Origin of the sequence: Blastochloris tepida (assembly GCF_003966715.1) — a bacterium.
Taxonomy (GTDB): Bacteria; Pseudomonadota; Alphaproteobacteria; order Rhizobiales; family Xanthobacteraceae; genus Blastochloris; species Blastochloris tepida.
The window spans coordinates 2,053,669-2,066,497 of sequence record NZ_AP018907.1 but is presented as its reverse complement, the minus strand read 5'-3'; the positions used below and the strand labels follow the sequence as shown (position 1 = coordinate 2,066,497).

At 67.6% G+C, this 12,829-nt stretch carries 11 protein-coding genes; 7 read left to right on the top strand and 4 right to left on the bottom strand.

Translation table 11 applies throughout. The features are described 5' to 3' along the window. Positions 1-12: 12 nt before the first annotated feature. The 4 genes from BLTE_RS09500 to hemB all read right to left on the bottom strand — a co-directional run bounded on the left by BLTE_RS09500 (position 13) and on the right by hemB (position 6,869). Positions 13-1,356 carry an HlyD family type I secretion periplasmic adaptor subunit gene (locus BLTE_RS09500; RefSeq protein WP_126399744.1) on the bottom strand — a complete coding sequence of 448 codons (1,344 nt, stop codon included), beginning with the start codon at positions 1,354-1,356 and terminating at the stop codon, positions 13-15. Between the two features lie 14 nt (positions 1,357-1,370). Next, entirely contained in the window at positions 1,371-3,152 is a 1,782-nt protein-coding gene (locus BLTE_RS09495; protein ID WP_244599943.1) for a type I secretion system permease/ATPase, read from the bottom strand. A gap of 655 nt (positions 3,153-3,807) precedes the next feature. Then, the gene (locus tag BLTE_RS18685; protein ID WP_126399741.1) at positions 3,808-5,136 is read right to left on the bottom strand and encodes a CAP domain-containing protein; all 1,329 of its coding nucleotides are present in this window, start codon (positions 5,134-5,136) and stop codon (positions 3,808-3,810) included. A gap of 668 nt (positions 5,137-5,804) precedes the next feature. Beyond that, entirely contained in the window at positions 5,805-6,869 is a 1,065-nt protein-coding gene (gene hemB, locus BLTE_RS09485; protein WP_126399739.1) for a porphobilinogen synthase, read from the bottom strand. A 213-nt stretch (positions 6,870-7,082) separates the two neighbouring features. On the opposite strand from hemB, the gene BLTE_RS09480 reads away from it, so the two are divergent. From BLTE_RS09480 to ldtR, 7 genes are all read left to right on the top strand, one after another. Beyond that, complete coding sequence (locus BLTE_RS09480; protein WP_126399737.1) at positions 7,083-8,222, top strand: acyl-CoA dehydrogenase family protein; 1,140 nt, start codon at positions 7,083-7,085, stop codon at positions 8,220-8,222. Positions 8,223-8,244: 22 nt separating this feature from the next. Further along, on the top strand, positions 8,245-8,727 hold the full coding sequence (locus BLTE_RS09475) for a DUF29 domain-containing protein (RefSeq protein WP_126399734.1): 483 nt from the start codon (positions 8,245-8,247) through the stop codon (positions 8,725-8,727). An 11-nt stretch (positions 8,728-8,738) separates the two neighbouring features. Then, complete coding sequence (locus BLTE_RS09470; protein WP_126399733.1) at positions 8,739-9,230, top strand: DUF29 domain-containing protein; 492 nt, start codon at positions 8,739-8,741, stop codon at positions 9,228-9,230. 10 nt (positions 9,231-9,240) lie between these two features. Next, positions 9,241-10,269 (top strand): enoyl-CoA hydratase/isomerase family protein, encoded by a 1,029-nt coding sequence (locus tag BLTE_RS09465; RefSeq protein ID WP_126399730.1) that lies wholly within the window; start codon positions 9,241-9,243, stop codon positions 10,267-10,269. Beyond that, entirely contained in the window at positions 10,266-10,700 is a 435-nt protein-coding gene (locus tag BLTE_RS09460; protein WP_126399727.1) for a DUF6163 family protein, read from the top strand. The genes BLTE_RS09465 and BLTE_RS09460 overlap by 4 nt, the downstream gene beginning before the upstream one ends. Before the next feature lie 41 nt (positions 10,701-10,741). Then, positions 10,742-11,629, top strand: a complete 888-nt coding sequence (gene mmsB, locus BLTE_RS09455) for a 3-hydroxyisobutyrate dehydrogenase (RefSeq protein ID WP_126399724.1) — start codon at positions 10,742-10,744, stop codon at positions 11,627-11,629. A gap of 164 nt (positions 11,630-11,793) precedes the next feature. Continuing rightward, positions 11,794-12,306, top strand: coding sequence for a transcriptional regulator LdtR (gene ldtR / locus BLTE_RS09450; RefSeq protein WP_126399721.1), 513 nt, complete (start codon positions 11,794-11,796; stop codon positions 12,304-12,306). The last annotated feature ends 523 nt before the right edge of the window (positions 12,307-12,829 follow it).

Genomic DNA, 12,829 nt, shown 5'->3' with positions numbered 1-12,829 from the left:
TGGCCGCCGGCGTCAATCCTCGCGAAGCGACCGGTTCATGTGGTCGAACAGCGGCTTCAGCAGAACCTGCGCCACGGTGCGCTCGGACGTGGTGGCGAACACCTCGGCCGGCATGCCGGGCATGAGCTTGAGGTCGTTCGAACCGTGCAGCTCCGCCTCGGGCACGCGGATGCCGGCAACATAGAATGGCTGGCCGGTCTTCTCGTCCCGCGACAGGTCGGCGGAGATGCGGAAGATGGTTCCCTTGAATTCCGGCGTGGTGCGCTGGCTGAACGCCGAGAAGCGGACCCGCGTCTCCTGGCCGATATAGAGCTGGTCGATATCGGAGGGGCTGATCCGCGCCTCCACCACCAGTGCGTCGGATTCGGGCACGATCTGCATCACCGTCTCGCCGGGGCCGACCACCCCGCCCACCGTGTGCACCACGAGCTGGTGGACGAAGCCGGCGCCGGGCGAGCGCACGTCGACCCGCCGCAACTGGTCCTCCGCCGCCGTGCGGCGCTCGGCGAGTTCGGCGATGCGGGTCTCGACCTCGCGGACTTCCTTGGCGACCTCGGTGGCGCGGTCCTTGTCGAGCTGGATGATCTGCAGCTCGGTCTCGCTGATGCGGCCGCGGCTCTGGGCGATGCGGGCGACGAACTCGCCGATCGAACCCTCGATGCGGATGATCTCGCGCTCGAGCTGGCTCACCCGGGTGCGCGGCACCAGGTTCTTGGCGTAGAGATCCTGGACGTCCTGCATCTCGCTCTGGGCCACCCGCAGCTGCGCCTCCAGCGAGCGCTGTTGCGCCTCCACGCCCTTGATCTCCTCGCGAAGCTGCTGGACGCGCTCGGTGAGCTGCTCGCGCAGGCCCGCCTGGGTGCGGGCGCGCGAGGCGAACAGCAGCCGCTCGCCATCGACCAGGGTCTGGATCTCGGGTTCGAGACGCGCCCGGTGCGCGATGTCGGGCGGAACGGTCATGTCCTGGGCGCCGTCGCGCTCGGCGGTCAGGCGCGCCAGCCGCGTGCGCAGCGCGGTCATCTCGTTGACGATGATCGCCAGATTGGCCTTGGTCGCGGTCTCGTCGAGCCGCAGCACGAGCTGGCCGGCCTCGACATGGTCGCCCTCCTGCACGAACAGCGCGCCGACCACGCCGCCGGTCGGGTGCTGGACGCGCTTGAGATTGGTCTCCACCACCACCGTTCCGCTCGCCACCACCGCGCCCGACAGCTCGGCCATCAGGCTCCAGGCTGCGGCGGTGCCGCCGAAGCCGACAGCCAGGATGAGGCCGACCAGCACGTGGCGCCGGATCGAGGCGGCGGCGCGCCCAGCCAGCGAGGGCGGCGCGGCGGGGGAAGGCGGTGTCGGCTGCGGCATACGCGGGGATCTGCTCACAGGATGCCTCCCGTTGCCACCTGACCGGCGGCGGGCACCGGCCGCGGCCCCGGCTTGCCGGCGAGCGAGGCGACATTGCGCACCGTCTTGGCCAGCACTTCGTCCTTCGGGCCGAACGCGACGATCTCGCCCGCGCGGATCACCAGGAGCTGGTCGACCGCGGCGATGGCGCTCGGCCGGTGGGCGATGACCACGGCGATGCCGCCGCGCTCGCGCACCGAGCGGATGGCGTGGGCGACCGAGGCCTCGCCCTCGGCGTCGAGATTGGCGTTCGGCTCATCGAGCACCACCAGGAACGGGTTGCCGTAGAGCGCCCGCGCCAGCCCCAGCCGCTGGCGCTGCCCGGCGGAAAGATGGGCGCCGCCCTGGCCGACCCGCGTATTGTAGCCGTCGGCCATGGCCAGGATGTATTCGTGCAGCCCGGCCTGCTGGGCCGCGGCGATGACCGCCTCCGAGGGCGCATTGGCGGCCATGCGGGCGATGTTGTCGGCCACGGTGCCGTCGAAGAGCTGCACGTCCTGCGGCAGATAGCCGATGTGCGGGCCGAGCGCCTCGGGATCCCACTGGTCGAGCGAGGCGCCATCCAGCATCACCTTGCCCTTGAGCGGCGGCCACAGCCCGACCAGCGCGCGGCCGAGCGTCGACTTGCCGGAGGCGGAGGGGCCGATGACGCCGAGCCCGTCGCCCGCCCGCAGCGCGAAGTTGGCGCCTTTCAGGATCGGCTCGCGCTCGCCGGGGGCGGCGACGTAGAGGCTCTCGATCCGCAGGGCGGATGTCGGCGCCGGCAGTTTCAGCCGCGGCGGCGGTGCCGGGAATGCCTCGAACAGCCGAACCAGCCGGTGGTAGCCCTGCCGGGCGGCGACGAAGCCGCGCCAGTTCGCGATCGCCAGATCGACGGGCGCCAGGGCCCGCGCGCCGAGGATCGAGGCCGCGATGATAGAGCCCGCCGAAATCTCGCCGAGGATCGCCAGATAGGCGGCAAGCCCCAGCATGGCCGATTGCAGCACGTAGCGCAGCGTGCGCGACAGCGCCGACAGGCCGCTGCTGACGTCGGTGGCGTGGCGCTGCGCGGCAAGGAACGCCTCCTGCGCCGCGCCCCAGCGCTGGCCGAGCTCGGCGGCCATGCCCATGGAGGTCACCACCTCGGTGCCGCGCTGGGCGGTGTCGGCGAGGTGACTGCGGGCGGAGAGCGCCGACAGCGCCTCGCGGGTCGGCTGGCGCGACCATAGGTCGGCCAGGGCCGTCAGGCCGATCAGCACCACCGAGCCGGCCACCGTCACCCAGCCGAGCAAAGGATGCAGCGCGAAGACGACGGCCAGATAGACCGGGATCCACGGCAGGTCGAACAGCGCGGCCGGCCCGTTGCCGGATAGGAAGCTGCGGATCGCCTCCAGGTCGCGGGTGGCCTGCATGGGATCGACCGTGCCGCGGCTGGCCCGCAGCGGCATGCGCACGATGGTCGGGAAAAGCCGGGCGCCGGCCTCGGCGTCGACGCGCTCGGCAATGCGCACGAACAGCCGGCCGCGGATCACTTCGAGCGCGCCCTGGAACAGGTAGAGCCCGATGGCGATGACGCTCAGCGCCACCAGGGTCGGCACGCTGTGGCTGGTCAGGACGCGGTCATAGACCTGCATCATGAACAGTGAGCTGGTGAGCATCAGGACATTGATGAGCCCGCTGAACAGGGCCAGCGCCACGAAGGCGGCGCGGCAGGCCCGCAGGGTGCGGGCGATCGGCGTCGCCTCCGCCGGTTTCGAATGCTGTCGGGACGTCGACACGGCCTGTTCCTGGTGGGGTCGTCTATAGTCGAAATGCAAGAGCGTCCGCCGATCCGACTGAACCGAGCGAACGATCCAAGCTATCCCAACGGCCGCGAACGCGGACCGTTGGTTCCGGTCGCGGATTTTCGCGAAATCCTTGATTTCGGATGAGAAAATCCGCAAGAGACAACGGCCCCACGCGTCGGCGTCCGGGGCCGTTGGCATTATTGAATTGTCGCATTCTCTTTCGCAAAACCGGTCCCCGCTCCTGCGGAGAATGCTCTGGTATGAACGTTCTGCAACAATTCGTTGCCGTCAAGAGAGGCCACGTCGAGCGGTGGAGGATTCTCCGCAAGAGGGGAAACCGATCCTGCGGAGACGACTGCTCACCCTGAACGCCCGATCCACGCCAGGGTGATTAGGGCACGCCGATGTCAGATCATTGACACCCGGCCATCGATGCGGGAGCCGGCCGGTCCGGCCTGCGTCCGTTGTTCGAAGATCCCGGTTCCGAACGCAGATCTTCAGCGAGGCGATGCCCGGGATGCGGAGACGGGCACCCGGAAGCCACACGATACGGCTCCCGGGTAAGCGTTTCGTTGTCCACGGAACCGGATTCGCAAATACCGCCACAACCGAGGACGGAAATCCCGCCCTCGGGCCGGACGTCGCATCAGATGACCGCGAAGTCGGACGATTGCAGCGCCAGCCCCGTCGTCAGCTGGGCGACCTGGACGCCGGCCGCCGAGCCGGTGCCGTCGGCATCATAGATCAGCGCGCCGGTATTGGGGTTGTAGATGATGCGATCGGTGGAATCGTGGGCCGCCGTGCCGGCATAGAATGCCGACGAGCTCAGGGTTCCGGTCGAGCGGAGCGCGGTGAAGATGGCGTTCTCCAGCACGATGGTGTCGTCCACCACCGAGAAGTCGGTGATGGTGTCGACATTGCCCGATCCGAGCGCAGTGTTGAACACGAAGCGATCGGCGCCCGCGCCGCCGGTGAGGATGTCGAGCCCGGCCTCGCCATAGAGCACGTCGCGCCCGTCGCCGCCGAGAAGGGTGTCGGCGCCCGCGCCGCCCCACAGGCTGTCATCGCCCGTCCCGCCCTCGAGACGGTCGTTCCCGTCCTTGCCATAGAGCCTGTCGTTGCCGGCGAGGCCCTGGATCTGGTCGGCGGCCGCGGTGCCGTTGAGCGTGTTGTTGCCCGACGTGCCGACGATGGCCGCGGGCTGCGGGGTCGGTGTGGGCGTGGGCTCCGGCGTTGGCGTCCCGGTACCGCCGCCGCTGCCGGTCGTCGCCGGGTCGATCAGGTCGAGCTTGACGTTCTTGCTGCCCACGGTGGCCTGCATCGTGGTGGTGGCGATGCCGGCGCCGGAGAAGGTAACGGTATAGGTGCCGGTCGGCAGCACCATGTCGTAGCCGCCGGCATCCATCGTCGTCGTGGTGTATTTGGTGCCGGTGCTGCTGATAGCGGTGACGGTGATGGCGCCGAGGCCTTCGCCCGGATCGTAGAACTTGTCGCCATCCTTGTCGTCGAACGCGACGCCGGTGAGGAACGTGCTGGTACCGGACTTGGCGAAGTCCTCGGTCACGAACATGCTCTGCCGGCCGCCATAGTCGCCGATCTCGATGCCAAGCCCGACCTCGCGATAAGTGTCGTTGAGGATATTGGCGCGGTGGCCGGACGAGTTCATCAGATTGGTGTGCAGGAGCTGCACCTCGTCCTGGTAGCCGGCCGGCGAGCGCGTGGTGGCCCAGGCGATGTTCTCGCCCCACGCCCAGGAGCCGGTGAAAGCGTAGCCCGCCGCGGACATGCGCTGGCCGGCAGTGCTGCCGCCGGAGCCGGTGTGCGAGAACGTGTCGGTGGCGATCATCCAGGCGCTGTGGCTCTCAGCGGCTTCATTGAGGTCGCCGTCGAACGCGAGCGGCTGGGCGCCGACCTTCGCACGTTCGGCATTGATCAATTCCAGCAGGTATTGTTCCTCGGCGCTGGGCTGCGTCATCGGTTATTTTCCCTATTCAGATATGCGAAAGGTGTCGAGCATCCGCGAAGGGTGGATCCGGGCTGCTCAGATGCTGGCGATCAACTGTGATCAGCGATTGACTCAAACGTGTTTATTTTGAGTCGATCGGGAATAGGGAGGGATGGCGGAACATTGACTTGTGTCCACCTTCAAAGAAAATATGCCCAACCTCGCCGCAATCCGGCGCTTAATGTCTGGGCGGTAGGAAGGTAAGTCACGATGACTGCCCGGCGGTGCGGCTGGTGACGATCCGGGGAGTGAACGAAGCGCTGAAGGCGGCGCCGAGCGGCCGCGCCGCCTATGGCGATCCCGCGCTGCCGCTGGCGCCCGGGATGGTTGAGGCCATCGCGGGGTTTCTGCGTGGGGAGTGAGTGGGATTCCGGAACCTCGACCGGTCGTCCCCGGCGAGCATGGCGAAGCCATGCGAGGGAAGGGGACCCACGAACCACGGCACCGCAAGACAGGCTCTGCGCCGGCAGTATTGGCTGCGATCTCACCGGCGTGATGGATTCTGAAACGGTTGGTCCACGAACGATTGGTCCATGGGGTCCTTCCCGACCGCCTTCGGCGGTCGCCGGGGACGACCGCGCGAGGGTTTGGCGCGATGGCGGAATACGCTTGCGCTATTCCGCCTTACGCTCGGCAACTCACCCCTTGGCCAGCTTCTCGGCCACGCGGGGAGCGAAATAGGTGAGGATGCCGTCGGCGCCGGCGCGCTTGAAGCAGAGCAGGCTCTCCATCATCGCTTTCTCGCCGTCGAGCCAGCCGTTCTGGGCGGCGGCAACGATCATCGCGTACTCGCCCGACACCTGATAGGCGTAGGTCGGCAGGCCGAAGGTCTCCTTCACCCGCCACACGATGTCGAGGTACGGCATGCCGGGCTTCACCATCACCATGTCGGCGCCCTCGGCGATGTCGAGCTCGGTCTCCTTGATCGCCTCGTTGCCGTTGCCGGGATCCATCTGATAGGTGCGCTTGTCGCCGGTCAGCGTCGACTTGGAGCCCACCGCGTCGCGGAACGGGCCGTAGAAGGCCGAGGCGTACTTGGCCGAATAGGCCATGATCGACACGTCCTGGAAGCCGGCGGCGTCGAGCCCGGCGCGGATGGCGCCGATGCGGCCGTCCATCATGTCGGACGGCGCGATGATGTCGGCGCCGGCCTCGGCCTGCACCAGCGACTGGTTCACCAGCATCTCGACGGTCTCGTCGTTGAGGATGATGCCGTCCTGGATCAGCCCGTCATGGCCGTGGCTGGTGTAGGGGTCGAGCGCAACGTCGGCCAAGAGCCCGATGTCGGGCACCGCCGCCTTGATGGCGCGCATCGCCGTGTTGACGAGGTTGTCCGGGTTGAGCGCTTCCTCCGCGCCCTCGCTGCGCCTAGCCGGATCGGTGTAGGGGAACAGCGCCAGCACCGGGATCTTGAGGGCGGCGGCGCGCTCGGCCTCCTTCACCGCCTCGTCGACGCTGAGGCGCTCGACGCCGGGCATCGAGGCCACCGGCACCCGTGTCTTCTCGCCATCGACGATGAAGATCGGCCAGATCAGGTCATCGACCGTGAGCGTGTTCTCGCGCACCAGACGGCGCGCCCAGTCGGTGCGGCGGGTTCGGCGCGGCCGGTGGACGAGGTCGAGGCCCGGCGGGGTTCGGCCGGCCGGCGCTTCGAGCGGGAAGTGATTGGCGGGTTCGATCGGGCGGCCGTATTTGATGGCCATGGCGACGCCTCCGGAACGCGGGAAGAAAGCGCGGAACGCCTTAGCACTCCGCAACCGCCCCGGCCACAGCAAAGCCGCCGGCCATTGCCCGGCCCGGCATGCCCGGCCTGCGTGCAACCAATGTCGCGTTGACGCTGGCGCCAGGGCCTCGTTAGATCACCGGACGGGAGGACCGGCGCAGCCCAAGCGCCGGCAATACAACGAGAAAAACCGATGGACTTCGCCCTAACCGCCGACCAGCGGGCGATTGCCGAGGCGGCGCGCGAGTTCGCCCGCCACGAGATGGCCCCCCACGCCAAGGCCTGGGACGAGGCCGAGACCTTTCCCATCGAGACGCTGCGTCATGCCGCCGCGCTCGGCTTCGCCGGCATCTATGTGAAGGAGGATGTCGGCGGCTCCGGCCTCACGCGCTTCGATGCCGCGCTGATCTTCGAGGAGCTGGCGCAGGGCTGCGTGTCGACCGCCGCGTTTCTCTCGATCCACAACATGGCGTCGTGGATGATCGACGCCTTCGGCTCCGATGAGCTGCGCCAGCGCTATCTGCCGAATCTCTGCACCATGGACAGGGTGGCGAGCTACTGCCTGACCGAGCCCGGCGCGGGCTCCGATGCCGCCTCGCTGCGCACCCGCGCCCGCCGCGACGGCGATCACTGGGTGCTCGACGGCGACAAGGCGTTCATCTCCGGCGGCGGCGTGTCGGACGTCTATGTGGTGATGGCCCGCACCGGCGAGGCCGGCCCCCGCGGCATCTCCTGCTTTGTGGTCGAGAAGGGCACGCCGGGGCTGCATTTCGGCGCCAAGGAGAAGAAGCTCGGCTGGAAGACCCAACCCACCGCCGCGGTGCATTTCGAGAATTGCCGGATTCCGGCCGGCAATCTGGTCGGCAGCGAAGGGCAGGGCTTCAGGATCGCCATGGCCGGGCTCGATGGCGGCCGGCTGAATATCGGCGCCTGCTCGCTGGGCGGCGCCCAGTTCTGCCTCGACCAGACCATCGACTACATGCGCCAGAGGAAGCAGTTCGGACAACCGATCGCCGACTTCCAGGCGCTGCGCTTCCGCATCGCCGACTATGCCACCGAGCTGGAGGCGGCGCGCCTGCTGCTGCGCCGTGCCGCCAAGGCGGTCGCCGACCGCGAGCCGAACGCCACCCAGCTTGCCGCCATGGCCAAGCGGCTGGCCACCGACACCGGGTTCCAGGTGGTCGATGGCTGCCTGCAGCTTCATGGCGGCTATGGGTACCTGCGCGATTTCCCGATCGAGCGGGTTCTGCGCGACCTGCGCGTGCATCGCATCCTGGAGGGCACCAACGAGATCATGCGGCTGATCATCAGCCGCGGTATATTTGATATTTAAGGAGGGCTTTCAGGAGGCGGCCATGGACGATGTCGCGAACAAGGCGCCGAAGCCCCGGAAGGCCACGGTGCGCTACGAGGACGACACCTATAGCTGGGCCTTCGAGCAGGCAGCGCTGCTGCGCGCCGGACGCTGGAGCGAACTCGACATCGGACACCTCGCCGACGAGATCGAGGACGTGGGCAAATCCGAGGCGCGTGAACTGGAAAGCGCACTCAGGCTGGTGCTGATGCACCTCCTGAAATGGGACCATCAGCCCGAGAAGCGCACGCGAAGCTGGACGCTCAGCATTGCCGTCCACCGCAAGTTCGCGGCGAGGGCGTTGCGCAAGAACCCAGGCCTCAAGGGTGTGCTGGTGGAGGTGCTGGCCGACGCCTATGAGACCGCCCGGCTTGAGGCCTCCGGCGAGACCGACCTCGACCTCTCGGTGTTTCCCGAAGCCTGCCCCTACGACTTCGACACCCTCATGACCCGGCCGGTCGAGTGGCCGCCGGCGGCATCGTGAGAGGCACCGCGATGGACGACAAACCGAAGGCCAAGGCACATTACGACGACGACGCCTATGGCTGGGCGTTCGAGCAGGCGGCATTGCTGCGCGCCGGGCGCTGGCACGACCTTGATATCGAACACTTGGCCGATGAGATCGAAAGCGTGGGACGGGCGGAAGCAGATAGGCTGGAAAGCGCGCTCAGGCTGGTGCTGATGCACCTGCTGAAATGGGATTATCAACCTCAGAAGCGCACGCGAAGCTGGGCCGTCACCATCGCCAACCAGCGCGACCGGGCGACCAAGTTCCTGAAAGAGAACCGTAGCCTCAAGCCCAGGCTGGGGGACATCATCGCCGATGCCTACCGGCTTGCCCGCCGCGAAGCCTCCGGCGAGACTGACCTCGACCTCTCGGTGTTCCCCGAGACCTGCCCCTACGACTTCGACGCCATCATGACCCGGCCGGTCGAGTGGCCGCCGGCCGATCCTGCAGCACTCGCCGCCCGTTCCCCCGACGTTTAAGACAGTCCCGATGGATTCAGAGATTCTGTTCGAGCAGCGCGGTGCCGCCGGCATCGTCACGCTCAATCGTCCCAAGGCGCTGAATGCGCTCACCTACGCCATGGCGCTGGCGCTGGCCCGCCAGCTCGACCTCTGGGCCGAGGATCCCGCCATTCGCTGCATCGTGGTGCAGGGCGCCGGCGAGCGCGCCTTCTGTGCCGGCGGCGACATCCGCCGGCTCTACGATCTCGCCAAGGCCGGTCGCTTCGACGAGCAACTTGCCTTCTGGCACGACGAATATCTGCTCAACGCCAGGATCAAGACCTACCCGAAGCCCTATGTGGCGCTGGTCGACGGCATCGTCATGGGCGGCGGGGTCGGCGTGTCGATCCATGGCAGCCACTGCGTCGCCGGCGACCGCTTCCAGTTCGCCATGCCGGAGGTCGGCATCGGCTTCTTCCCCGATGTCGGGGCGACCTATGCCCTGCCGCGGCTGCCCGGCGAGGTCGGCACCTATTGCGCGCTCACCGGCGCGCGGCTGAACCAGGCCGATGCCGCCGATCTCGGTCTGGTGCGGGCAGCCGTGCGGTCGGCCGATTTTCCGGCGCTGATCGCCGACCTCGCCACCGGACAGCACCCCGACGCCGCCCTCGCGGCGCGGGCGCTGCCGCAGGCCCCAGGGCCGCTGCGCGACATCCGCCCGCTCATCGATGCCTGCTTTGCCGGCGACAGCGTCGAGACGATCCTCGCCCGGCTCGATGGCGCCGCGGCACCCGGGCCGGAGCTTGCCGCCACCATCCGCAGCAAGTCGCCGACCAGCCTCAAGATCGCGCTCGGCCAGATGCGGCGCGGGCGCACCATGTCGTTCGCCGAGGCGATCCGCACCGAATTCCGCATCGTGTCGCGTCTCGCCCACGGCCACGATTTCTACGAAGGCGTGCGGGCGCTCATCATCGACAAGGACAACGTCCCGCGCTGGACTCCCGCCACGCTCGATGCGGTTTCGGCCGCCGATGTCGAGCGCCACTTCGCGCCGATCGACCGCGAGTTGCCGCTATGAGCGACATTCCGATTCACGATCCGCCGATCGAGCTCGACAAGCTGGTCGAGAAGGGCGTGTGGGCCCGCCGCCTCACCATCTTCGTGCGCTCGGTGGCGGTGCTGGTGCTGATCAAGGGCCTGTTCCACTGGTCGCTGCTGTGCGGGGTCGGCGACGGCAGCGGCGTGCATTTCGAGGTCATGCCGCCGGCTTGGCAGATCGCCACCATCTTCTTCGCCATCATCGACGTGGTGGCGGGCGTCGGCCTGTGGCTGCTCGCCGCCTGGGGCGCCGCGGTGTGGCTGATCGGCGGCATGTCGCAGGTGGTGTTCGATATCTGGTTTCCGCAGATCTATGGCGGCGTGGTGCCGCTCACCATCTTCTACGCGCTGCTGCTGGTCGGCTACGTGGTGCTGCGCGTGCTGGCGCTGCGCGAGAAGCCGGATCGCTGATCCATTCCAACGACAAAAAACCATCCACGGGAGGACACATCATGGCGAACATCGGTTTCATCGGGCTCGGCAATATGGGCGGGCCGATGGCGGCGAACCTGCTCAAGGCCGGTCATCGCGTCACCGGCTATGACCCGGTGCCGGCGGCAGTGGAGCGCTTCACCGCGGCGGGCGGCGTCGCCGCGGCCAAGGCCGCCGATGTCGCGGCCGGCGCGGAGGTCATCATCACCATGCTGCCGGCGGGCCGGCACGTGCGCGAGGTCTATCTCGGACCCGGCGGGGTGATCGCGGCGGCGGCGCCCGGCGCGCTGCTGATCGACTCCTCCACCATCGACGTGGAGACCGCCCGCGCCGTGGCGGCGTCGGCCGAGGCCGCGGGCCTCGCCGTGCTCGATGCGCCGGTGTCCGGCGGCGTCGGTGGCGCCACCGCCGGCACGCTCACCTTCATGGTCGGCGGGCCGGACGCGGCCTTCGCCCGCGCCGAGCCGATCCTGCAGGCGATGGGCAAGACCATTGTTCACGCCGGCGGCCCCGGCACCGGGCAGGCGGCGAAGATCTGCAACAACATGATTCTCGGCATCTCGATGGTGGCGGTGTCGGAGGCCTTCGTGCTGGCCGAGCGGCTGGGGCTCGACGCCCAGAAGCTGTTCGACATCTCCTCCAAATCGTCGGGCCAGTGCTGGTCGCTCACCAGCTACTGCCCGGTGCCCGGCCCGGTGCCGACCTCGCCCGCCAACCGCGATTATGCCGCGGGCTTCACCGCCGCGATGATGCTGAAGGACCTCAAGCTCGCCCAGGATGCCGCGGCCGGCGCCGGCGTCTCGACGCCGCTGGGCGCGGCGGTGGCCCAGCTCTATGGCCTCTATTGCGGCAGCGGCGAGGGCGGGCGCGACTTCTCCGGCATCATCCGCCTCCTGCGCGGTACCTGACAACCGAATAGTACAATTGCAAACAACTCGTATACCTCGCGTCAAGGCTGGCGAATTTCACCGACTGTTCACGGTATTCTTTAAGACGAACCTTAGGCGAGAAGAGCTAGATTTGCTGTGAAACCGGGAAACACCGGTGCTTACAGCAGACAAGGGGCGTCGTAATGAAGAGTGCAGTGAAGACGGTGGAACCCGTCGAGCGACGAGAGCGAGCCCAGGAGATTCGTCCGCTCTACCTCGAGTCTCTGACGCTGGTAGAGCGACTGCATCGCCGGCTCCTTGACGTGATCAAGGACGAGTTCGATCGTCGAGGCCGCTCCGACGTCAACAGCGTGCAGGCACTGCTGTTGTTCAACATCGGAGACAGTGAACTGACCGCTGGTGAACTTCGCACCAGGGGCTACTATCTTGGCTCCAACGTTTCCTACAATCTGAAAAAGCTTGTGGAAATGGGCTATCTGCACCATCAGCGCTCGCGGATCGACCGGCGGTCGGTGCGCATCAGCCTGACGGACAAGGGCAGGGAGGTGCGCGATATCATCGACAGCCTCTATGCCAAGCACATCAAGACCATCGAGCAGGTGGGCGGCATTGGCACAGCCGATTTCGCCGGCCTGAACAAGGCTTTGCAGCGGCTCGAGCGGTTCTGGACCGACCAGATCCTCTATCGGCTGTAATCGACTTTTGATCGAACGCCTTGCGGCGAACGGCCCCGATCCGACGAGGATCGGGGCCGTTTCGTTATGGCCGGCTTCGTCTTTGCCGGCTTCGTCTTTGCCGGCTTCGTCTTTGCCGGCTTCGTCTTGGCTGGATTTGCGTTGGCCGGAGGTCTGCCGCCGCCCGCCGCGTCGAATGCGCGTGCCTTCCGGGCCTGTTCCGGCTTGCGGAGAGGTGCATTCCGAAAGGGCAGCAACCTCGGCCTGCAGGACCGGAGACCGGGAGCCCCGGCCTTGGGAAGGCCGGTTTTCGAACATGGTTTTTCGGTGCGGCGGTTTCCGGGATCGCCGGGTGACCAATAGGAAACCGTGACCCGCACGCCCTCGTGGCAGGGAGTCCGGCGTGCACGCACCGCGCTCCGTGCACGCCAAGGTGAAGGCCGCAGGCGGTGCTCTTCGCCGCCGCCGCCCCGTTATGGCCACTTTGTTTGTTAACGAAACAAGCCGATAGTCCACCCCCGCTTCGTCCGCAATTTCGCGGGCG

What these genes read in the sequence shown, in the direction of transcription:
- BLTE_RS09500 (WP_126399744.1), bottom strand. Translation starts at nt 1,356, where the DNA reads ATGCCGCAGCCGACACCGCCTTCCCCCGCCGCGCCGCCCTCGCTGGCT.
- BLTE_RS18685 (WP_126399741.1), bottom strand. Translation starts at nt 5,136, where the DNA reads ATGACGCAGCCCAGCGCCGAGGAACAATACCTGCTGGAATTGATCAAT.
- hemB (WP_126399739.1), bottom strand. Translation starts at nt 6,869, where the DNA reads ATGGCCATCAAATACGGCCGCCCGATCGAACCCGCCAATCACTTCCCG.
- BLTE_RS09480 (WP_126399737.1), top strand. Translation starts at nt 7,083, where the DNA reads ATGGACTTCGCCCTAACCGCCGACCAGCGGGCGATTGCCGAGGCGGCG.
- BLTE_RS09475 (WP_126399734.1), top strand. Translation starts at nt 8,245, where the DNA reads ATGGACGATGTCGCGAACAAGGCGCCGAAGCCCCGGAAGGCCACGGTG.
- BLTE_RS09470 (WP_126399733.1), top strand. Translation starts at nt 8,739, where the DNA reads ATGGACGACAAACCGAAGGCCAAGGCACATTACGACGACGACGCCTAT.
- BLTE_RS09465 (WP_126399730.1), top strand. Translation starts at nt 9,241, where the DNA reads ATGGATTCAGAGATTCTGTTCGAGCAGCGCGGTGCCGCCGGCATCGTC.
- BLTE_RS09460 (WP_126399727.1), top strand. Translation starts at nt 10,266, where the DNA reads ATGAGCGACATTCCGATTCACGATCCGCCGATCGAGCTCGACAAGCTG.
- mmsB (WP_126399724.1), top strand. Translation starts at nt 10,742, where the DNA reads ATGGCGAACATCGGTTTCATCGGGCTCGGCAATATGGGCGGGCCGATG.
- ldtR (WP_126399721.1), top strand. Translation starts at nt 11,794, where the DNA reads ATGAAGAGTGCAGTGAAGACGGTGGAACCCGTCGAGCGACGAGAGCGA.